This is a genomic window from Streptomyces sp. CA-294286 (assembly GCF_050947155.1).
Taxonomy (GTDB): Bacteria; Actinomycetota; Actinomycetes; order Streptomycetales; family Streptomycetaceae; genus Streptomyces.
In genome coordinates this window covers 3,457,609-3,478,945 of sequence record NZ_CP192005.1, presented here as the reverse complement: position 1 = coordinate 3,478,945, position 21,337 = coordinate 3,457,609, and the positions used below count along the sequence as shown (strand labels likewise).

Here is a 21,337-nt window from a genome sequence, read left to right as displayed (position 1 = left end):
CAACTGTGGCATCCACGTACGCAGACCTCGTCACCAACTCCAACTTCATCGATGGGACGGCAGGTTGGTGGGCAGGCGATCCGGTCAAGGTCACCCTCACTGCCCCGGGGGCGGGGGCGGAAGCTACCGCCACAACCGAGGCCGTGGAATTGTGGGACGCCCCCTTCGGCCAGGACGGCATTGTGCTGCGCAAGGGCTGCGCCTACACGCTCAGCTTCACAGCGAGGGCCAGCCAGCCGGGCACCGTTCTGCGAGCCCAGGTCGGCTTGGCGGTTGACCCGTGGACGGTGGCTCTCGACAAGACCGTCACCCTGTCGGCGGTCAACAAGCACTTCTACTACTCGTTCATCTCCGACCTCGACACCACCACCGGCCAGGTGAGTTTCCAGATCGGGCAGGGCACCAGCGTCACCGTGCACCTGACCGAGGTCCGCCTGACGTGCTGCACCCCCAGGGAGGGCTTCTACGTCGATCCGGACTCGAACGCCGCGAAATGGGTCGCCGCCAACCCCAAGGACCCGCGCGCGCAGAAGATCACCCGCGGGCTCGTACGGCGGCCGACCGCGAAATGGTTCGGCGACTGGAACAAGGACGTGAAGGCCGACGTCGACGCCTACGTGGGAGCTGCCGCCGCGTCCGGGCTCCTGCCGATCCTCGCGGTCTACAACGTGTTCAACCGCGACAACGGCGGCGAGAGCCACGGCGGCGCGAAGTCCGCCGAGCTGTACCGCAGGTGGGTTGATGCTGTAGCAGCCGGCATCGGGGACCGTCCCGCGCTGGTGATCGTCGAGCCGGACGCGCTCGCCCAGATCCAGGGCCTGCGGGACGACGCTGCACGGGCCGAGCGGCTGGGGTTGATCAAGTACGCCGCGGAGGCGTTGGGGAAGCTGCCGCACGTGCGGGCCTACCTCGACGGTGGCAACGCCACGTGGATCAAGCCGCAAGAGATGGCCGCCCGGCTGGAGGCGGCCGGAGTCGCCGCGACAAAGGGCTTCGCGGTGGGGGTGTCGAACTTCGACGCCACCGACATCTCGGCGACATACGGGACGCAGGTCTCCCAGGCATTGGCGGGGCTCGGCGTTCCCGGAGTGCGGTTCGTGATCGACACGGCCCGCAACGGGAACGGTGCGATGGACGCGGCTGGGCAGCACGTCGACTACTGCAACCCGGGCGGGAGGCGGCTCGGGGTGCCGAGCAGTATCGGGGTGGGGGGAGCGGAGTACCTGCTGTGGATCAAGGTGCCGGGCGACTCGGACGGCATGTGCGGGAGCGCCCCTGACGTGCCAGCGGGCACGTTCTCGCCGTTCCTCGCGGAACGGCTGATCGACGGCGGCTGACGACCTCCACAGAGCACTGTCGGGTGCGTGGCATCATCGACAAATGCTCTCTGTACTTCGCCGCCGCTTCTCGACGCCTGCTTCTGCACCGTCGGGGCCCACCCGTCCTGAGGCGGAAGCCGTGTTCGCTGACGCCGCTGTGGTGGAGCGTGCAGACCGCATCCGCACGGCTTTGCAGGAGGCGGGCCTCAACCTGGATGACCTGGGTCCTGCCCCGGCATGGCTCGCGACTGCGCGCGCAGGCACTCCGGTGCTGCTCGACCCCGACAGCCGTGCCGAGCTGGGTGCCTACATGGGGGCTTCGACATCCGGCGTCACCTCGGAAGCAGCTTGCGACCGGGTGATGGAGGAGGTGGAGGCCCTCGGAGTCTTGCGGGAAATGCGCACGGAGGGCATCAACGTGATCTGCGGCCCGAGGACCGCCGCAGAGTTGCGCGGAATCCGCGACGCGGTCCGCGAACACCACTGATGAGTCGCTTCTGCCTGGTTGGCAGGAGCGCCCCAAAGCGTGCCTGCGGGAGGGTGCTCATCACTCCTCGCGGAACGGTTGATCGACGGCCGGTACAAGTATCGAGGGCGAACCGCTCCGCGGCCGCAAGAGCACACTCTTAAAAGGAATTAAGCAATTCCTGTCCGATCACCTCCCAGAAGGCATCACGGATATCGAAGTTTCCTACGCTAAGTTTCCGGGAACCGCTTCACAGCTCCGCACGATCCCATAAGGTTCGGGTGTGCCTCTGCACGAGATCTGCCTCTCTCAGTTGTTGTGCCTCGGTTCGGTTGAGGACGATTCGAGAGGAGTCTCATGCGACGGCACATCAGGGAGCTGATCCGGAAGTTAGGGCGCCGCGAGCTGGCGTTGATCCTTGTGGCGGCATGCGCTTCTGCATTGATCGGCAAGCTCGTGGAGGTCCTGCTTTAGAGCTGGCGACCACGGTGCTTAGCGGTCACCGTGGGCGCCAGCCGTCTAGTGATCGCACCTAAGGGGCCTCGTTCAGCGTGAGCTGGACGGGGCCCCTCGCACATAGGTGCGAGGGTAGCCCGGTGGCGAACGACGGAGGGGTGATCCGGCGGGCTCGTTCACCGGTCGCTGGAACGAACGGGCATTTCATACCAGATTTCAGCACTTGATTCGGTATCTCATTCGGGCAGTGACTCACGTGAGTCACTGCCCGAAGGCACTCACGCGAGTAGGTTCACCCTAGCTTCAGTCCGGGCTAAAGGTGGCTTCATTGTCAGTGTTGGTTTGGGTTGCCACGTGCCACGTTGTAATTCACGTTCCCCAACCGTGAACTCACATCGCCACGGACCACACCTAAACGTTCAAGGGTGGTCCGTCGAATCTTCTGGAAGTCCTCGATCTTGCCCCCCGTAGGCTGACGTGCAGGCGTGGGGCTGTTGGAGGACTGCGGTGTCTGTGCCGCCGAGCGCCGAGCCCACCCTGTGGGAACTGCACCGCGCCGTCTCGCAACTCCGCGAGGACCTGCGGGGCGACCTCGCCCAGCTCGCCGCCCGTCTGGACCAGGTGGTGACGCAGGACGTCTATCGAGCCGATCAGCGGGCGACCGAGCAGCGCATCGGGCAGGTCGAGGCTGGTCTCGCCGGCCTGCGGAGCGAGCACGATCAGATCACTGAGCGCGGCGAGGGGCAGCGGCGCGAGGATCAGGCCGCAGCGGCGGCTACGCGCCGGTTGGTGATCAGCTCGTTCGTGGCGCCTTTGCTGTTGATGGCGTTGCAGCTGTGGCTGCTGTCGGCGGGCACTGCCCGGTAGGTCGCATCAGCAGGACGCAGTACCGGGACTTGGGCGCGGGGAGATTCGAGTACCACCAGTGGCTACCCCACTGTCTGCCGACCGTCTGGTCGCAGCACTTCAGGCCGAAGGCGTCCGCGTGATTGAGCGGCCCGGCTGGCGAACCCACAACCGCAACGCGAAGGGCCCATGGGGTCCGACGCACGGGGTGATGATCCACCACACGGTCACCCATGGCACGGACAGCACGGTCAGCATCTGCGAGGACGGGTACGCAGGCCTTCCCGGCCCGCTGTGCCATGGCGTGATCGCGAAGGACGGCACTGTCTACCTGATCGGTCACGGCCGGGCGAACCATGCGGGCAAGGGCGATAGCGCGGTCCTCCAGGCGGTCATCGCGGAGAAGCCGCTCCCCCGGGTCGGCAAGGCCGACAAGGACGGCAACCCCCACTTCTACGGCTGGGAATGCGAAAACCTCGGCGACGGCCGCGACCCGTGGACGGCGGCCCAGCTGGAGGCGATCGAGCGTGTCTCGGCGGCCCTGTGCCGGGCGCACGGCTGGGGTGCGGCGAGCGTCATCGGTCACCTGGAGTGGCAGCCCGGAAAGGTCGATCCGAAGGGTTTCACGATGAGCGGGCTCCGTCAGCGCGTGGCGGCACGGCTGAGGGGCAAGCCGGGGGCTGCTGGCTCTTCGACGTACACGGTTCGCGGTGGCGACACCCTCTCGGGGATCGGTGAACGGCTCGGCGTGAACTGGCAGGCCCTTGCCCGCGAGAACAACATCGTCAAGCCGTTCACCATCCACCCCGGGCAGACCCTCAAGATCCCCGCGAAGTAGGAGGCACCCATGTCCGACGCCAACCAGAGAACCCTCCGAACCTGTCTCCAGACTTTCCTGGGTCTGGCCGCTGGTCTGCCGCTGATCATCGACGCCTCTGGCATCCCGCAGTCCACCGCCGGTGTGGCAGTGGCCGTGGCAGTCGCGGCAGGCATCACCCGGGTGATGGCTCTGCCGGGCATCCGCCAGCTTCTGCCAAATTGGCTTTACCGGAACGAAGCGACCTCGTCTGTGCCAGAGCGTGGCACCGGATCATCCGCGTAGCTCAGCAGGGACAGGAGTCGGCTTGCCTCTGACGGTGCGCAGATGAGGAGGACCACACCTCAACGTTGAGGTGTGGTCCGGGTGCAGTGCGTCGCTTCGGACTACTGCAGTCGAGGCCGGATGCTCAGCGACTCACGTGAATCACGTGTGGGCAGCGACTTACGCGGGTTACTGCCCGTCATCATCTTTCAAGCTGTGCGGTGCCTCGTGCGACATAGGTGCCGTCATCGGCGACTCGCCAAGGCCGCTCCCAGGGCTGAATAGTTGAGGTACTGGGGGCCCATCTGCGCACGGTTCACGCCATGTGAGTTGGCAGGACCGCTTGTGGACGAAGGCGAGTTTCTACGCAGAGGCCACCCGTGGGAGCAGAGTCGATCTCCGCCTCCCCGCCCGCGAGGTCTGCTCTGGTCCCCTGGCGGTGCACGTGCTGTCTGCACGACATGGGCGTGCAGACAGCACGGCCATATCCAGGCGGCTTCTCGGTAGCCATAGCGTAATTCCGGCATACGTGGCCCCCGGAATCCGCCGCCTATACGGAGAAAGCCCAGGTAGGAGGCTCGGGGTGAGGGTTCCCCGGACTGAAGCGTGCATGTGATGCAGCCCGAGGCGGGGGTGTGAGGGGGCCAAATGCGATTGCTGGTCCTACGGCCGGGACGTAGCCTGGGGCGGTTCGTGGAGCTGTCCGCTCCGTTCCTATATGTCACGAGGTGATGACTTATCTCCCAGGCCTGAGAACCGCTTGCCATGAGGCTTGACCCCCTGCTCCGTGGAGCAGCGCGCGGTCGTCTCACAGCAGCGGTCTGCCCTTCGGCCTGGGCGTTGCCGCACCCTGATCTTCCTGTCGCGCAGTAAGCGGGAAGGGCATGCCTGGCCTGCCCCTTTCCCACTTCTGCCCGCCTGAACAGGAACCGCTTCCGTGTCCGCCGACACCAAACCCCTCTCCTCCCGCTCCGCCCCGCCGGGCACCCGTCCCGGCGCCGGCCGCACCGTCATGCTGGTCGTCGTCCTCGTCGCGGAGCTGATGAACGCCCTCGACGGCTCCGTCGTCTACACGGCCCTGCCCTCGATTCAGCACGACACCGGCGCCTCGGGTGCCGCCGTGCAGTGGATCCACGCCGCCTACGCGCTGACCTTCGCCCTCGGGCTGATCACCGGCGGCCGGCTCGGCGATCTCTACGGCCGCAAACGGCTGTTCCTCCTGGGCACCGGCGTCTTCACCGCGGCGTCGCTGCTCTGCGGTCTCGCCGGTACGCCCGCCCTGCTGATCGGCGCCCGCGTCGTCCAGGGCGGCGCTGCGGCGATCATGGTTCCGCAGGTCCTGGCCACCCTGCACGTCAGCTTCGACGAGGGATCCAGGGCCAGGGCGTTCAGTCTCTACGGCACCATCATGTCGCTGGGCAGCGTCGCCGGACCGGTCCTGGGCGGAGTGCTCACCAGCGCCAATGTCTTCGGCCTTGGATGGCGCCCGATCTTCCTGATCAATGTGCCCATCGGCCTGGCGGCCGTGCTCCTCGGCCTGCGGTACCTGCCCGAGTCCCGTGACCCCACCGCCCGGCGCCTGGACCTTTCGGGCACGCTCCTGGCCAGTCTGGGGCTGTTGCTGTTCGCCTACCCGCTCACCGTCGGCGGCGCCCACCATTGGCCCGCCTGGAGCTTCCTCATGATGGCCGGGGGCGTGCTGACCCTGGCGGTCTTCGTGGTCCAGCAGCGGGCCAGGACCGCACGGGGCCGCGACCCGCTCGTCGTCCTGGCGCTGTTCAGGAGCAAGGCGTTCACCGCGGGACTGTCCGCGCAGCTGGTTTTCGGGTTGCTGTCCGGGGTGTTCTTCCTGTCGTGGACCCTGTTCATGCAGGACGGGCTGGGGTTCTCCCCCCAGCAGGCGGCGACAGGCTTTGTGGCGGCCTCGGTGGGTGAGATGGCCGGTGCCTGGCTGTCGATGAGCCTTGCCGTCCGGCACGGAAGGCGCGCGCCCCAGGCTGGCGCCCTGCTGGCAGCGGCCACCCTGGGCGGATACGCGTGGCTGATCGCAGTGCAAGACACCGGCCTGCCCCCGGTGTTGACGGTTCTGCCCATGCTGCCGGTCGGGCTCGGGCTGGGCATGATCGGAGCGGCTCTCGCGGACATGACACTACGTCAAGTCACTCACGACCACGCCGGGTCCGCGTCCGGGCTCTTCAACACCTCGACCCAGCTCGGCATCGCACTGGGCACGGCACTGACCGCCATCGTGTTCTTCGCCCACTCCCCGGCCGGCAGCCACGGCACCACCGTCACCACCGCGTTCACCGGAACCCTCTGGTACGTCATCGCCGCCCTGCTGGCGATGTGGGCCCTCATGCTCTTGCTGCCCAAACGCCACGCCACGTAGGAGAACGAGCCTCCCGGGGCCCGGACAACAGAGTCCGGGCCCTGGGTTGCCGCTGGGCAGCCGCCCGGAAAGCAGGGTCGGCGAACGCCGGTCCGGGGCCATTGCTTTCAGCCCCCGTCACATCCGTCCATGAGGAACAACTGACCCCCATGATCCGAGTGTTGATTGCCGATGGTTTGCGACTGACGCGCGAAGCACTGTCTGTCGTCCTTGCCTCCGAGCCCGGCCTGCACGTGGTCGCGCAGGTCTCACGAGGCGACGAGATCGTGCCGAACGCCCTGCGCACCGGCGCGACGTTGGCGCTGCTCGACGCCGACCTCCCCGGCCTCGACGGGATCTCGGCCGCGGCACAGCTCAAAGCCGCCCTGCCGTCCTGTCGCATCGTCGTCCTGACCACCCTGGAACGCGCCGGGGCCCTGCGCACTGCCCTGGAGGTAGGGGTCGAAGGGGTCATGAGCAAAGGCGTATCGGTCAACGAACTGACCGACTCCGTCCGCAAGGTCGCCCGGGGCGGGCGCGTCCTGGACCCCCGGCTCGTCGCTGACGCCCTGCACACCCCTTCCAACCCGCTCAGCGAACGCGACACCGACCTTCTCCGCCTGGCCGCGCACGGCCACACGCCCCCGGAGATCGCCGAGCTCCTGCATCTCTCACCCGGAACGGTCCGCAACAATTTGGCCGCGATCAACCGCAAAGTCGGCGCACGCAACCGCATCGAGGCGATACGTACCGCCGCCGCCCGTGGCTGGATCTGACCGGGCTCACCTCCGCCGCCATGCCCCCGGAGTGCAATCTGCACGAGAACTCATGCGTTTCACCTCTGCGGCACCCTCACGACGACCACTAGATCCCTTATATCCGCTGGTCAGCGCGGTATCAGCGAGAAATGCCAGGTCCAGAACCGGCCCGCGAGCCGTCATGTTCCCGGAAAAATCCCAATCCGGCCCGGTCCTTGAAACAGGCCGCGGACCGCCATGATCTGAGCGAGTAGGAGACAATGTGTCCAGCCGGTGTGATGTATGCAGCAAGCAGCCCAGCTTCGGCAAGCGCGTGGCCCGCTCCGGGTCCCGTGCCCAGAGCCGGCACGTCCGGGGACGGTCGAGTCGCCGTTTCAACCCCAACATTCAGTCCGTCAGGGCCGTGAAGGACGGAACGCCCCTGCGCATGAACGTGTGCACGTCCTGTATCAAGGCGGGCAAGGTGGACCGTCGCGTTTCCGCGTAAGCATGCGGGAGAAACTGGCGCCCAGGCTCTTCAGCCGTATCCGTGCTGTGGTGCCTGGTGCCCGGCACCATCCACTGCGGAACGAATTCCCCTGCGGCGACTGCGGGTTGCCCACTGCGCCCGTGGACGGCCCCGACGAGTGGTACACCGTACTCGACGGCGTATGGGAATGCGCAGGGGCCGCCCCCGACAGCATCCTTTGCATCGGCTGCCTCGAACGACGCCTGAACCGCCGTCTTGTGCATACCGATTTCCTCTCCGCAGCCCTCAACGACCCGGACTACGGGCACCACAGTGCGCGCTTGCTGAGTCGTCTGCGGCCCGCGACCCAGGACTGATACGCCCCGGATCGTTTACCAGCCCCTGCGCTCAACCCTCGATTCCGCGACAAGCGTGCCCCTGGGGCGGTGCGCGAGTGGATCATGCGCCACGCTGCGACGCTGCACCGCCCCCGGCGCAGGCAGAATCTATCCCGTTGCGGACAGGCCGGTTGCCGTCTTAACCTGGTGTGGTTCCGTTGTATTTGCGTCGGTGCCCCATCAAGCCCGACGCCGTATTCCGAGGTGATGACGTATCCCCCAGGCCAAGTAAGTAGCCGCTCGTCTTTGAGGCGCTTCTCCAGATGTCCGCGATCGCGGACCTCTGACGTATGCCTCGGCGGCGGTGTTCCCATGGCCTGGGTTCGTTGCACCCTGCTTTCCCTGTCGCGCTGAATGGCGTGCATGGCGCTGCGCTGAATGGCGCGGGGGCGTACCCAGGCTGCCCCGCCCCCCTTCCCTTCTGTACGCGACAAGGACCCTTTCCTCGTGTCAACCGACACCCATACCCACGGCCACCCGCGCCCCACCGGGGCCGGACGGGCCGCCAGGATCACCCTGGTGGTGATCCTGATCGCCGAGCTGATGAACGCGCTCGACGGTTCCATCGTCCACACCGCACTGCCGTCCATCCAGGCCGACACCGGCGCGACGAGCGCCGCGGTGCAGTGGATCCCCGCCGCCTACACCCTCACTTTCGCGCTCGCCCTGATCACCGGCGGCCGCCTGGGCGACCTCTTCGGGCGCAAGCGCGTCTTCATCGCCGGCACAGTCCTGTTCACCGTGGCGTCGCTCCTGTGCGGGCTCGCGACCGGCCCGGACTTCCTCGTCGCCGCCCGGGCACTCCAGGGCGCCGGGGCAGCGGTGATGGTGCCGCAGGTCATGGCCACCATCGCGGTCACCTTCCAGGGCGAGTCCCAGGCCAGGGCGTTCGGCATGTACGGCATGATCATGTCCCTCGGCGGCGTCCTCGGCCCCGTCCTGGGCGCGGTCCTGACCTCAGCCGACATCGCAGGCCTGGGCTGGCGGGCGATCTTCCTGATCAACCTGCCCGTCGGCGTGGCCACCGTCCTCTTCGCACTCCGGTTCCTCCCGGAGTCCCGTGACCAGCAGGCCAGGCGTCTGGATCCGCTTGGCATGCTGCTGTCCGTCGCGGGTCTGCTGCTGATCGCCTACCCGCTGACCGTGGGCGGCGAGAAGCACTGGCCCGCCTGGAGCTTCCTCATGATCGCGGCAGGCGTGGGCGTGCTGGCCGTATTGGTGATCCAGCAGAAGGCCAAGACCGCCAAGGACGGCTCCGCGCTGGTCGCGCTGTCCCTATTCACGAGCAAGGCGTTCGCCGGCGGGCTCGCCGCTCAGCTGGTCTTCGGCCTGGTCTCCGGTGTCTTCCTGCTGACGTGGGTGCTGTTCATGCAGTCCGGCCTCGGGCTCACGCCGGGGCAGTTCGCCCCGGCGTCCGTCGCCATCTCCATCGGCGGCATGGCCGGTGCAATGCTCGCCTCCAAGTGGGCGGGACGCCACCTGCGGCGCGTGCCGCAGGCCGGGGCTGTGCTGATCGCTGTAACCCTGGTCGGCTACCAGCTGCAGGTCTCTGCCCAGCAGGCCGAGATGCCGTTCGTGGCCGCCGTCGCCCCGATGGTCCTCGTCGGCGCCGGGTTCGGCATGGTCGGCGCGGGACTCGCCGGGCTCACCCTCAGCCAGGTCGGCCACGAGGACGCCGGGTCAGCGGCGGGACTGTTCAACACCGCCATGCAGCTCGGCACCGCGCTCGGGATCGCCTCGGCTTCCGTGGTGTTCTTCCAGTACGCCCCCGCGGGCAGCCACGGCACCACCGTGACCCACGCCTTCGCAGGCAGCATCTGGTACGTCGTCGCCGCCCTCGCGGTCATGTGGGCGCTGATGTTCCGGCTCCCCAAGCCAGACAAGGCCGCCGCCTGACCCACCGCTGGGGCCGCCCCCACCGGGCGGCCGGTTTCTTTCTCCACACCTTCGCGATCACTTTAAGTGGGGAGATGCTGGCGCTCCAGGTAGCCGGGAGGGCACCGACACAGGTGAGTCGGTGCCACCGCCCCTTGGCCGCGATGTCAGTCGGCTGGCCGCACCGCGGTTGAATGCTGTTCCATCACGGCGAGAGCTCCGTGATGGAAAGCACTCATAAGAGTGCTTTCGAGTCTCGGGGGGATGCTGCGTCTGTCGAGGCCGGCCGCGTTCACGATGGTGTTCAGCTGTTGCTGTTCCCAAGTGGTCATCTCCTGGCCGCACGTGGCGTGCGTGAGGACGTCTCTGGCTACGTATCCATCCTGGGAGTGGACTGCGTCGTTCACTAGGCGTCGGGCGACCTCGTAACGGTGGGCATGGGAGAGGTTGAGCGCGGCGAGCCCGAGCCGTGTACGGAATACGGCGAGTTCCGGGTCTCCTTCAAGGGCCAGGTACTGGGCGATCATCCTGTTCTCCGCGTCCCTGGTGGGCTTTCCTGCGGTCGAGAGGCACAGCATGGCCAGAAGCGCGGCGACTGGCGTCTCCCAGGGGTCGTTGAGCGCGCTCTCGTCCAGTGTGCGTTGTGCCGTCTCTGGGTCGTCGTTGAGGCAGTGGCTAACGATTACCACTTGGCGGCCGTCGAGGAGCCGTTGACCGACCCCTTTGTGTTTGATGACGTGCTCTCGCGCCCGGGTCCATTGGCGCGCTGTGGTGAGAGCGCGCGTGCCGTCGCCCAGGAGGACGGTCCAGAGCCACTGACAAACGGCCTGGTGGTCTTCCCGTGTCGCGGTCAGCTCCTGGAATGCCAGGGTTCGACCGTTGAAGTTCACTTCTGTCTTGTTCCTGACCGCGTGGGTCAGGTCCGTGAGTAGCTTGTGGGCTCCATTTCCGTCTCCGGCGCGTAGGCGGAGGCGGGCAAGGTTGATGAGGGGTTCGAGGGCGTACTTCGCTCCCTGCTCGCTCAAGGGGGTTGCGTTCAGGTGGAGCTCGGTGTGGCGCCAGCACAAGTCCTGGGCCAGGCCGGGCAGCCCGCAGTCGCTTGCGATGAGGGCTGCCCGGTTCAGGGCTGTAGCGGCGGAGCTGAGGCCGCCACCGTGGTGGGCGGCCTCAGCCAGTGCGCTGACTTCCCGGATGCGTTCCGCGAGCGTGGGACACGTGGGGCGCGGACGTGCGACCAGCGGGAATCGCTGGGCTATCCGGTCGGTGTCCATGTCACCGCCACTCGATGATCATGCGGTTGAGGCCGTTGTCGAGGACGAAGCGGCCGGAGCGGGCGTCGAGGGGCTGGGCGTCACGAGGCTGGAGTTCGAAGTGGACTCCGCGGCTGCGGTATTCGCGGTCCCACAGGCGGATCTGCTCAGCGACCTGTTCGGCCAACTCCTCGGCTCCCGGCCCGTGGCCGATGACTCCGAACTCGTACAGGGTGGCGCCATCGGCCGCCTTGTGCTTGGCGGTGCGGCGCGTGAGGTAGGTGAGGGCTCCGTCTTCGAAGACGGCGGTGGAACTTGCGTAGGGGGCGATGAGGAGGCCGTCCTCGAGGGCTGAGTCCTGGGCGGGCATCCGGCTGAGCCCGTTGGGCATGGTGCAGGTGAGCCACAGTTCCAGCCACTCTGCGGACTCGGGTCCCCGGAAGTTCACGCCGGTCCAGGCCATGGTGCGGGGCTGGTGGAGTACGTCAGTGAGCACGTCTGCGTCGACCTTCTGGTCTCCGTTGGTGACTAGCTGGACCGACTTGTCTGCGGTGAGGGGAACGAACACGCGAGGGTCGTCGGCGATGCCCTGCCGGAGCGGCATGAAGGTGTTCATCTTGCTGCCGACGCTGCGCCAGGTGTCTCCCCTCCGTTCGAAGGCGATGGAGCGGGAGACGCTTCCGCGCAGCCGGATGGGGGTGAGGAGGCGGCCGCCGGGAGCGAGTTGGTTGAACCAGGCCTGCGGGATGCCGTGTGCGCCGACGGTGGCAATGATCCGGTCGTAGGGGGCGTTCTTCTGGTGGCCAACAGCGCCGTCTCCGAGGATGACGGTGACGTTGCTGATGCTGGCGGCGGCGAGGCCGGCGCGGGCACCGTCCACGATGTCCTGGTCGACGTCGATGGTGGTGACGTGCCCTGCGTCGCCTACAAGGTGGCCGAGTAGGGCGGCGTTGAAACCGGTGCCTGCGCCGAGCTCCAGGATCTTCTGGCCGGGCCGGACGTCGAGTTGTTCGAGCATCATGCCGACGATGGAGGGCTGTGAGGCGCAGCTGATGGGGGCCCCGGTCTCGTCGAGCTTGGTGTTCACGGGTGCGTCGCCGTACGCCTTGTCCAGCGGGGCGTCGGGGACGAAGAGGTGGCGGGGAACTGTCCGCATGGCCTCTTCGATCTGAGGGCTGTACACGTCCCCCTCGGCAACGAGCTTGTCGACAAGCTGGGTGCGGAGGCGGTCGGCGGTGGTCTCGTGGGTGCTGGTGCTGTTCACCTCGCCGACCGTAGTGATTACGGCGCGTGCCGCGGGGGTCGACGCGGTGTGGTCACTCGTTGACATGACTGCTTCTTTCGCGAGGGTGGAAAGGGTGCTCTGGTCCTCGCTGCGGAGGCCCAGGCGGTTCCAGTGGAAGATGACGTGGTGGGTCAGGACGGCCCGGAGTCCCCGCTCCAACCGTCCGTGACGGTTGAGGTCTGCGAGGTGCTGGCCGACATCGTGGAAGGTGGATATCCAGTCGGCCAGGTACGCGAGCTGCCCGCCCCCGGCTGGACGGTTCGCCGGTTGCGTCTCGATGGTCATGAGGCGGTGTGCTGCCGTGCTGAGTTTGGGTGTCCGAGGGGTTTTGGTGGGTGGGCGTTCGGCGGCGACTTTGGCCCACACGTCGCCCTGTTCGAACCAGTCCAGTCCGGCCGCGCGCAGGGCCACGCTCGGGAGTAGGAGGGCGAGTTCGCGGCGGCCGAGGCGGGGGCCTGGGTCGGTGGTGTGCGGGTGGTTCAGGTAGTCCAGGACGTGGCGGCTGTCGTGGTGGAAGAAGGCGTGCGCGGCTTCCATGGCCGCGGGGCCGCCGAACGTGTGGGTCTCGGGTTCGTAGATGCCCCGGTTCCAGGTTCGGAGTTGTCCTGCGGTGGTCAGGGAGTCGAGTTCGTCATCGAGGCGCTGGAGGTTCATACCGTCGGTCGGTCGCAGCCGCAGCCGCCAGGTGGGGTGTTTGCGTACGAACGCCCACTGGGTGGAGTCGAGTTCGGTGAGGGCGGGCAGAAGGCGGCTGGTGGTGACAGGTTCGGCGTCGGCCCAGTTGGTGAACTCGATGACGCGTTGCGGCCATTCGTCGGTGGGCATGGTTCGTTCTCCTGGGTCAGTTGATGAGCAGGCAGGCATCCCAGCCGGACAGGGCGGGGGTCTGGGCCTGGTAGCTGTGCAGGGCGAGGGCCACGCCTGCGGCGCCTTCGAGAAGGCCGAGGTCGCCGCCACCCGGGCCGGTGAGCAGTTGGTCGGCGAGGACGGCGGGCGGGTGGGTGGTGAGGGGGGTGATGAGTGCGGGCAGGCAGTCCGCCAGGCCGGGGGTTATGGCGTCGGCGGCGGTCCGCTGGGTGAGGTAGGCGAGTCCGGCGAAGCCGTGGCACAGGGACAGGTCGGTGGTCAGGTCCCTGTGGGAGGGTTCGGCCATGGCACGGAACAGGGTTTCCTCGGCGGTGCGCTGCCGGGCGAGGTCGTCGGTTGCCAGGGCCGCGAGTTGCTGGGCGCGGGCGAACCCGGCGGTGCCGTAGCACCAGGAGGGCCGGGTGGGGCCCGGGCCGGGGTGTCCGGACCGTAGTTGTTCGCGGGTGATCCAGTACGGCCACCAGGGGCCCGCCGGTGTGTGCTGCTGCCACTGGTCGAGCCAGGAGCAGATGCGGCCGATCGCTTCGGTGTGGCCCTCCACGGTGATACCGCGTAGCGCGGCCAGGGAAAGGAGTGCGAGTGGTCCGGTGATGCCGTGGGCGAGTCCGTTGTTGGCGTGCCCTTCGGGGAAGTCTGTGGGTGCGGGCTTCCCCGAGGGGCCCAGGTTGCTCCACCACCCGGGCAGGAGTTCCCCGTCGTGCCGTACGGGTTCGGTGAGCCGCACCAGGTAGGTGAGGACGTGGCGGGTCAGGTCCGTGTGCACGTCGCGCCGCAGGAGGAGGGCGCCGAGGCCGGTGAGTCCGCGGATGGTGTCGAACTCTGCGAGTGCCGGCCAGCGGCCACGGTCCATGCGGGTGTGGGCCTGCGCCAGCCGTCGCCTGCTCGTGGTCGCCACGTGCTTGTCGAGGGTGTCGAGTGCTCGGGCGTACTGGCCGGGGCGTTCCTCGGCTGCCAGGTGCAGGGCGAAGGCGAGTGCCGGGACCCCGTAGTAGAGGTGGCTGTCGTCGCCGCCGACGGCCGGACTGGTAGCGGCGGCGCTGAGCCAGTCGTGGGCGCGTTGCCAGGAGCCGTCACCGGTGCGGGCCCGTTCGATGTGCAGGAGTGCTACTCCGAGCGCGCCGTGCGCCAGCGACTGGGGCCGCCATCCTTGGGAAAGTTTCAGGTGGTGCGCGTCGGTTGGTGAGGCGAGGCGGTCGGTGAGTGTGTTGGCTGTTCTTCGCGCGGCCTGCCGCAGCTCTGTGGTCATCGCTTCCTTGCCTTCCAGGCCAGGGCGGCGGCGCGGGCGAGCCGCATGCAGGTGCGCTCGTCGTCCTTGTCGATGCCGGCGGCCCGGATGTGGTGGGCGTGCAGGAGGGAGTCGAGGACTTCGGCCGCCTGGAGGCCCTTGTCGTCGGTGAGGAGGCTCCGGTAGTGGGTCAGGGCGCGGGCGCGGTCGTCCCATGCGTGGAGGATGTGGGGTCCGCCGGGTACCGCCTTCATCGCTTCCCGCCCTTGTGCCGGGTCTGCCAGGCGTAGAGCGTCGGTGAGTATCCGCCGTTCCAGTGGGCGGGGTGCGGTGATCCTCGCGCGTTCGATCAGCCAGTGCATGCCGTCGGCCGGGGTGCCGGTGAACGCGGAGGCGATCGACGTGAAGTTCGCGGCGGTGAGCGCCTGCGACGGCAGGCCGTGCGGATGCGTGAATTGTGCGGCCAGGACGCGGGAGTCTGCGGCGAAGACGTTTTCGGCTGCCGCCATCAGCGTGCCTCTCCCCCACCGTCCGGTCTCTGGGTAGGTGGTGGCGAACTTCAGATCGTTCACGAGACCGGCCCGGCGCAGTTCGGCGGTCCAGTCGCTGATCCGGGCTGCCGTCTGTCCGGCGTCGCCGGGTGCGGGGACGGCAATGCGGAGCCGAAGGTGTGGGTGGGGGTCTTGGTAGCGCAAGTACCACCACGCGGGAGGGGTATCCCATGTGTTGAGGAGCGCGGGAAGATGGCGGGCCAGGATTTCCGCATGCCGCTCTGGGTGCCCGTAGAGCTGGGCGAGGAGCCATGGCCGCGATCCGGGCAGGTGCCCGTGGTCGCGGGAGAGTACGCGGTCTTTGGTCACCGGTGGCCCGGCCGGCCATTGCGAGGGGCGGGTCAGGGTGAGGGGGACGGTGACTTCGTGGGCCCGCCCGTCGAACCACGCGCCTCCTTCGGTGGCCTCGCTGAGGATGGCGGTCGGTGACTTCGTGAGGTGGGCGCGCAGGATTGCCCGGTGGGCGCTTTCGGCAAGGTTCAGCGGAAGGCGCTGGTCGCCTTCGGTGAGCGCCACCGCATCGGGCACACGGCGGCGGGTCCGCCATTCTTCGATGGCCGCGTGCCAGTCCTTCCAGGAAGCCGAGCTGTTGGGCAGGTCCGTGGTGTGCAGGAGCCAGCGGGCTTGCGCGAGGATCGTGCGCCCGTAGCGCACGCGCGGTAGGTACGGCATCTCCGTGGCCGCCCCCCACGGGAATTCTGTGACGATCGCGCACTGGGCGCGGCTGATCTCGGTGAGGAACCGTGCGAGCGGCGGAGTGTGCGTACGCAGGTCGAGGGCATGCAAGGTGTGCGGTTCGATCACGCGCTTGCGGGAGAGGGACACGAGGTAGAGGCGGCTGCGGTCGCAGCTCACCGCCAGGTCGTCCAGGTCGATGACTCGCTCGTCGGCGGTGCGGTGCTCGGCGACGCTGATCACGGTGGGCAGCACCTCCGGTACCCGGGTGACTGTGGTGTGCGTGCGGTTGAGCGGTGCGAAGGACAGTTGTGCGGTCAGCGCGCCGGCAGTGTTGGCCGGGAGGTGTTTCAGCGGTGCTGAGGCCCTGGCACATCCCACGTCGTCGAGGACGGGGAGGAACCGGCCGCTCGTTGTCCCGATGCCTCGCGTCGGATGGGCACCGGTGAGAGTGAAGTCGCCGCGGGAGAGAGCTTCGTGGCTTTCGGCCTCGATGGAGAAGCACAGTTCCATGTGTGGTGGGGGCTGCATCCCGTCCTGGTCGCCGAGGCGCAGCTCTTCGACCAGATCGTCGTTCAGCAGGATCTCGTGCTGGTCGTCGAGGGCGGCGTTCTGGGCCAGGGCGAGGAGTCGCTGTTCTCGCTTGGCGAGACCTTCGTGCGGTTCCGGCGGGCTGTCGAGGTATCCGGCGGGGAAGCCGAGCCCGGCATCAGGGTCCGTGACGTCGCGCAGCGGCACCAGCGACCCGATGCCGTACTTTTCGAAGAAGCGCCCGTGGTACGCCTTCCAGCCGGGTGTGCCGAAGGGAGCCGGTGTAAGCCAGGTCAGTACGGTGGCCGCTTTTTCCGCCTCACGGGCAACCGTCATGGGCAGGACCAGCGCGCAGTCCAGGCGCAGGTCCACCGCGAGTGGCCGGGGGACGGCATCCGACACCATCTTGTTGTGGAGGGCTACCCGTAGGCGGTGGCCGTCGGACGGGCCGAGAGCACGGTTGTGCTGGCGTACCCCGTTGTGGATGGCTCGCAGGTCGTCCAGCACCTGCGTGCAGGAGGGAAGCTCGTCGGCGGCGACCGCTTCGAGGCTTTGAAGCACGTGGTCGAGGGGGTCGGGTGTGGTGGCCGGGGCGTGCAGGGATGTGATGAGCGCACCGTGGCGGACGAGGCTCCTCAGGAGAGCCCGGACGCGCTCGGGCGGCACATGCGGGAAGCCGCCCCGCAGCTTCTCGGCGAGGAGGTCGTAGGAGATCGGGGAGCCGGCCAGCTCAAGGGCGGCACGTACGGCAGGGGTGCACCGCATCGACACTTCCGCCGTGGGGCGTTCCCCCGCCTGCACGGTGGAGGGGTAGGGCACCACGAGGCGTTCCCCTCGAATGAAGGGGGTGTTGCTTGCCATCACGGGCAGTCGGCGCAACAGGGCCGGGTCCTCCTCCAGCCGCTGCACGAGGTCGGCGATCCACGCGCCGTCGGCGCACGCGCGTGCTCGGTGCCACGGCCCCCAGTACACGAGGGTGCACGACCCGAACGTGACGGGGGCGACGCCGGCGACCAGCCCGTTTGGGGTGGCCCGGCCCTCGATCCGCTGCACGTACCGAAGGACCGACACCAGGGTTCGGCGTACTTGGCGGGCCTGCGGGGCGGGGGCTGCGCACAGGGTGGCCAGGTGACGTGCGAAGCCGGGGTTGGCGTGCGTAATGATCTCTGTGAATTCGCCGCACTTCGCTACGGTGCGGAGCCACTGGTGCCACAGGCGTACGTGGTGCGGAGCGTCGTCGGACACGTCCGGCAGTGGGGGAAGCGGCAATCGCACGTAGCGAGCCGCGCGGACGAGCGCGGTGTTCGCGGCCTGGTAGAGCACGTCGCGCCTCATGTTCATGAGCCCTTCCGGATCCGTGTCGGTGGCCTGTGCTGGCCCCCGCGGTGTACGTCGCGGGGGCCAGCACCGGTCGGTGCGTGAGGTCAGGCCACGTTCGTGGCGCAGGACCCCTTGCAGCTGGGCTTGCATCCGTCGTCAGTCAGGTTGATCACGGTCGCGGAGCCGTCACCGGACTCCAGGACGCTGATGTCCAGGTCGAACGCGTCGTCGGCCGGGGTGGTCATCTGCTGTATCGCTGTGCCGTCCATGGGGAACTCCCAGGCTGTTGATGTGGGCGAGGTCAGGCGACGTTCGTGGCGCACGGGCTGGAGCAGGTGCTGCCGCAGCCGTCGTCGGTGAGGTTGATCAGCGCAGCGGTGCCGTCGGTGGACTCCAGGACGCTGATGTCGAGGTCGAATTCGTCGTTCTCCATGAGGTGTCGTCTCCTTCGCGGGGTGGGACGGCCGAGGTGGTCGTCTTCCTGTTCGTGCCGCCGGGTGACGGCGCCCGGAGCGGCGTGTGGCCGGTCCGGTGGCTTGTGTGGGTCAGGTGCTGTTGGAGGTGCAGGAGCCGCTGGCGCAGGTGGCGGCGCAGCCGCCTGCGGATGCGGTCGTGGTGGCGGTCGGCTCGCATGACTGGACGACGACGATGTCCAAGTCGAACGGGTCGGCAGCAACGGTCGGAGGGCGAAGTGGGGGCGTCCTGCGGGTAGTGATCACGGTTCCTCCTGATCGGTGTGCGTCTGATGGGCCGGTTGTTCGTCGGGGCCTTGATTTGCGGGTGCTCGACTGACACCGGTTTGGGGCCCCGGTCGCCGGGCGGTGCACCCGCCCGCCGTGGTTCGGCGGGCGGGCGGTTGGGGGGCCGCTCCTGTAGAAGACGCGCCGGGGGCTCAGGCGGGCAGGCCCTCGATGCGCAGTCCGCGCCGGCTGGGGTCGGCCAGGGCGTTGAGGGCTTCGCGGATGCGGCGGGCCTGGTAGGGGGCGCAGAATCCGTCCAGGGTGAAGGGAGGGCAGAACGTCCACCCGCTCAACTCGGGTTCCCTGCCCTCTTCCGCGGGCGGCAGAGTGATCTGTGTGTTGTGCTCGATCACTCCGGCGTCGAAGACCAGGTTGTAACCCTCGACGGAACCGGTCTCGGCGTTGGCGGCGGGGATGTAGTCCACGACGAGGAGGTCACCGATGACCAGGCTCGTGAGCCCCGTCTCCTCGACGGCCTCGCGGTAGGCGGCGTGATGGGGAGCTTCGTTGGGCTTCGCACCTCCGCCGACGAGCTGGGCGCCTTCCTTATTTGTCGGGTGGACGATCAGAACGTCACCCGCGGGATTGCGGATGAGCGCCAAGCAACCGATGCGGCGATGCCCGGGACGGGTGTAGTCGGTGTCCGTGTGGGGCATGGGGCGCTCCTCGTGTACGTCCGAACGGAGGTGGGTCGGCGGGGGCTGGGACGGGAAGGTCGGCGGCTGCCGTCCCTTCGCGGGACGGGGCGGCAGTCGGAGGGCGGACGTGGTCGTCGCCTCCGGCGGACGGTTCGCTCTCGCTGTACCCGGGCAGGTCCGGCCGTCGGCGGCCGGTGGGCCGGGGCTGCCGTCCGCCCGGCCGGAGGACAGAACCCGAGTGGTAGGCCGCCCCTCGACGCGGTGTGAAGGTGCACGCACCGTGGGGCGGCCGGTCTAGGGAAAAGCCGTGCGCGAGGAAGCCGCGCGTTTCCGTATCGCGGTCATGTCCGCCGCAGAGACGGCGAGCAGCAGTGCGGATTGGAGGTACACGGCGTGCGGGTAGCTCTTGGCTTTCAGCTCCGCGAGGACCGCCTTGCCGAGTGCGTTGAGCCCAAGGACGCTGTGCTGATCGTCATCGGCCATGGCACGTGTGTCCTTGCCGTGAGCGAGATCGTGGAGGAACACGAAGGCGGAGGCGGACGGCGCTTTGGCGGGCAGGGGCGGGGCGGGGATCTGTTCGACGGCGACGGCTCGTAACACGAGCTCGTAGGGGCGGGCGGTGCGGGCGCCGAGGGCTTTCTGTGCTGCGTGGAGAAGGATGCGGGCCTCGTGCCGGTTGATGCCGTGCAGCTCATCCAGTTGGGTCAGTGACGTACCGAATGCGAAGTAGGTCACGACGGTGCGCTCCTCGGCGGTGAGGGGGCGCAGTTCCTCAGCCGGGGTGTGTCTGCTCGGCTCACCCTTGACCGCGATGCCGGCGAAGGCGGAGGAGTGTTCGGGCGGGAGGTGGGCGAACGGGCTGTCCTCGTGCCAGGCGCCCACGGGCGTGAGGCCGGGGCCGAGGTGGGTGAGGTCCCCGAAGTGCGCGGCGACTTGATCACGGGAGCGTGGACGCACAGCAATGCCGTGCGCGTTGTACGTGTCGGCAGCTCGGTGCACGACGTCGAGTTGCCAGTGGTCGGAGAGGTGGGTGATGGAGAGGGTGCTGCCTGAGGGCATCCAGTCCCGCAGAGCGCGTAGTGCCTGGGCCACTGCGGTGTCGTCCGGGTTCCATGCCAGGGTGTCGTGGATGCTGACAGCCACGGGCTTCGTCAAGTCGAAAGCGGCGCAGAGGGCGGGGTTCGCGAGCAGGGCGGGCATGTGCAGGATGTCTGCTTCTACAACGGTGACGCGGTCCGGCGGTCCGGTGTCCAGAAGGGCGCGGGCGTGCGCGGCCACGAAGGGGTCGTGATCGACGTAGACCACTGGGCAGCCGGGTTGTGTGCGGTCGGTGAGTTCGTGCAGGTCGCGGTGTTCGGGGTTGAGGGAGTGCGCGGGATACCCGCAGCCCAGATCAAGGAACTGGCGGATGCCCCGGTTCAAGGAGACTTGCGTGCTGCGCTGCCCGAAGTCGCGGTTGAGGAGCGCGGCCGACCGGGTCCAGGAAGCTACCTCCCGCACGGCGAGCGCAGCCTGCCGGTCGCGCCGGTAGGAGTTCTTGCCCCCGAGGAGGAAGTCGTAGATGCGGGCGGGCTTCGCGGCGGTGACGTACTGCTGATCCTCGAAGGCGGGGTTGTTCATGCTGAGGCCCCCACCAGGTCGGCTCGCGCAGCCAGCCGGTGGCCGGCGGGCGGGTCCGGTTCCGCTTGGTCGCCGTCGTGCCTGGGCGCGTAGCGCAGGCGCAGCGTGTCGTGAACCTCTGCGACGGGTGGCAGGCCGACGCTGCGGCGGCGTACGTCCAGCGTGTCCGGGCTGCTCACGGGCAGGAGTTCTAACGAGCCGTCGGCGCGGAGGCGGTGCTGCGTCCCGTACAGCTGGGGGTGGCCGGCGGTGACGTTGCACCGGTCGTGGAGGTGGGCCCACTGCTGGATGGTGGCTTCGCGGTGCTCGGTGGCAGTGGTGAGCATCCGTAAGGCCATGTGCTGGAGGTCCGGCTCGCGGTCGGCGTGGAGGGCGAGCCGCCACGCGGCGGTCGCGCCGTCTTCCCCGACGAGGGTGCGGCCGGGCCAGCCGTGCTGTTGCAGGAGCCGTCTCAGGACGACGGCGTTGGCTCGCTCCTGGAGCGCGCCCATCTCCTTTTCCTCCGGGGTGAGGAGGCCGCGCACCAGGCGGCTGCGGTACTGCATGGAGGCGTTGGCCCTGTCCACAAGGTCTCGGGCGATGTCTCTGCGCACAGGGGGAGGTGTCATGGTCGTCACTCC

Annotated in this window: 20 protein-coding genes; 10 read left to right on the top strand and 10 right to left on the bottom strand. The window is 68.3% G+C overall.

Annotated elements, in window-relative coordinates:
- Nucleotides 1-5 precede the first annotated feature (5 nt).
- From ACQPZG_RS20285 to ACQPZG_RS20240, 10 genes are all read left to right on the top strand, one after another.
- Nucleotides 6-1,337, top strand: coding sequence for a glycoside hydrolase family 6 protein (locus tag ACQPZG_RS20285; RefSeq protein WP_433547156.1), 1,332 nt, complete (start codon nt 6-8; stop codon nt 1,335-1,337).
- Nucleotides 1,338-1,380: 43 nt separating this feature from the next.
- Complete coding sequence (locus ACQPZG_RS20280) at nt 1,381-1,806, top strand: hypothetical protein (RefSeq protein WP_433547155.1); 426 nt, start codon at nt 1,381-1,383, stop codon at nt 1,804-1,806.
- Nucleotides 1,807-2,748: 942 nt separating this feature from the next.
- Nucleotides 2,749-3,108 carry a hypothetical protein gene (locus tag ACQPZG_RS20275; protein ID WP_433547154.1) on the top strand — a complete coding sequence of 120 codons (360 nt, stop codon included), beginning with the start codon at nt 2,749-2,751 and terminating at the stop codon, nt 3,106-3,108.
- 58 nt (nt 3,109-3,166) lie between these two features.
- Nucleotides 3,167-3,925, top strand: a complete 759-nt coding sequence (locus ACQPZG_RS20270; RefSeq protein WP_433547153.1) for an N-acetylmuramoyl-L-alanine amidase — start codon at nt 3,167-3,169, stop codon at nt 3,923-3,925.
- 9 nt (nt 3,926-3,934) lie between these two features.
- Nucleotides 3,935-4,189: a hypothetical protein gene (locus ACQPZG_RS20265; RefSeq protein WP_433547152.1), complete on the top strand. Its 255-nt coding sequence runs from the start codon at nt 3,935-3,937 to the stop codon at nt 4,187-4,189.
- 916 nt (nt 4,190-5,105) lie between these two features.
- Nucleotides 5,106-6,557, top strand: coding sequence for an MFS transporter (locus tag ACQPZG_RS20260; protein WP_433547151.1), 1,452 nt, complete (start codon nt 5,106-5,108; stop codon nt 6,555-6,557).
- A gap of 158 nt (nt 6,558-6,715) precedes the next feature.
- Complete coding sequence (locus tag ACQPZG_RS20255; protein WP_433549475.1) at nt 6,716-7,312, top strand: response regulator transcription factor; 597 nt, start codon at nt 6,716-6,718, stop codon at nt 7,310-7,312.
- Nucleotides 7,313-7,556: 244 nt separating this feature from the next.
- Nucleotides 7,557-7,781, top strand: coding sequence for a 50S ribosomal protein L28 (rpmB, locus tag ACQPZG_RS20250; RefSeq protein ID WP_078594325.1), 225 nt, complete (start codon nt 7,557-7,559; stop codon nt 7,779-7,781).
- 122 nt (nt 7,782-7,903) lie between these two features.
- Nucleotides 7,904-8,119: a hypothetical protein gene (locus tag ACQPZG_RS20245; RefSeq protein WP_433547150.1), complete on the top strand. Its 216-nt coding sequence runs from the start codon at nt 7,904-7,906 to the stop codon at nt 8,117-8,119.
- Nucleotides 8,120-8,587: 468 nt separating this feature from the next.
- Nucleotides 8,588-10,036 (top strand): MFS transporter, encoded by a 1,449-nt coding sequence (locus ACQPZG_RS20240; protein ID WP_433547149.1) that lies wholly within the window; start codon nt 8,588-8,590, stop codon nt 10,034-10,036.
- A gap of 146 nt (nt 10,037-10,182) precedes the next feature.
- Here ACQPZG_RS20240 and ACQPZG_RS20235 read toward each other — a convergent pair whose 3' ends face one another.
- The 10 genes from ACQPZG_RS20235 to ACQPZG_RS20190 form a co-directional block, all read right to left on the bottom strand.
- Nucleotides 10,183-11,286, bottom strand: a complete 1,104-nt coding sequence (locus ACQPZG_RS20235; protein ID WP_433547148.1) for a hypothetical protein — start codon at nt 11,284-11,286, stop codon at nt 10,183-10,185.
- A gap of 1 nt (nt 11,287) precedes the next feature.
- The gene (fxlM, locus tag ACQPZG_RS20230) at nt 11,288-13,375 is read right to left on the bottom strand and encodes a methyltransferase, FxLD system (protein WP_433547147.1); all 2,088 of its coding nucleotides are present in this window, start codon (nt 13,373-13,375) and stop codon (nt 11,288-11,290) included.
- 16 nt (nt 13,376-13,391) lie between these two features.
- Nucleotides 13,392-14,663: a lanthionine synthetase C family protein gene (locus ACQPZG_RS20225; RefSeq protein WP_433547146.1), complete on the bottom strand. Its 1,272-nt coding sequence runs from the start codon at nt 14,661-14,663 to the stop codon at nt 13,392-13,394.
- Nucleotides 14,660-17,740 carry a lantibiotic dehydratase gene (locus ACQPZG_RS20220; protein ID WP_433547145.1) on the bottom strand — a complete coding sequence of 1,027 codons (3,081 nt, stop codon included), beginning with the start codon at nt 17,738-17,740 and terminating at the stop codon, nt 14,660-14,662. Before ACQPZG_RS20220 ends, ACQPZG_RS20225 begins: the two co-directional genes overlap by 4 nt.
- An 83-nt stretch (nt 17,741-17,823) precedes the next feature.
- Complete coding sequence (locus ACQPZG_RS20215; RefSeq protein WP_433547144.1) at nt 17,824-17,988, bottom strand: FxLD family lanthipeptide; 165 nt, start codon at nt 17,986-17,988, stop codon at nt 17,824-17,826.
- 32 nt (nt 17,989-18,020) lie between these two features.
- A complete protein-coding gene (locus ACQPZG_RS20210) occupies nt 18,021-18,152 on the bottom strand; it encodes an FxLD family lanthipeptide (RefSeq protein WP_384342522.1) in 132 nt (43 codons plus the stop codon).
- Nucleotides 18,153-18,264: 112 nt separating this feature from the next.
- Nucleotides 18,265-18,438, bottom strand: coding sequence for a hypothetical protein (locus ACQPZG_RS20205; RefSeq protein WP_433547143.1), 174 nt, complete (start codon nt 18,436-18,438; stop codon nt 18,265-18,267).
- 173 nt (nt 18,439-18,611) lie between these two features.
- Nucleotides 18,612-19,115, bottom strand: a complete 504-nt coding sequence (locus tag ACQPZG_RS20200) for an NUDIX domain-containing protein (protein WP_433547142.1) — start codon at nt 19,113-19,115, stop codon at nt 18,612-18,614.
- A gap of 276 nt (nt 19,116-19,391) precedes the next feature.
- Nucleotides 19,392-20,717 (bottom strand): SAM-dependent methyltransferase, encoded by a 1,326-nt coding sequence (locus ACQPZG_RS20195; RefSeq protein WP_433547141.1) that lies wholly within the window; start codon nt 20,715-20,717, stop codon nt 19,392-19,394.
- Nucleotides 20,714-21,325, bottom strand: coding sequence for a DUF6624 domain-containing protein (locus tag ACQPZG_RS20190; protein ID WP_433547140.1), 612 nt, complete (start codon nt 21,323-21,325; stop codon nt 20,714-20,716). The genes ACQPZG_RS20195 and ACQPZG_RS20190 overlap by 4 nt, the downstream gene beginning before the upstream one ends.
- Nucleotides 21,326-21,337 lie beyond the last annotated feature (12 nt).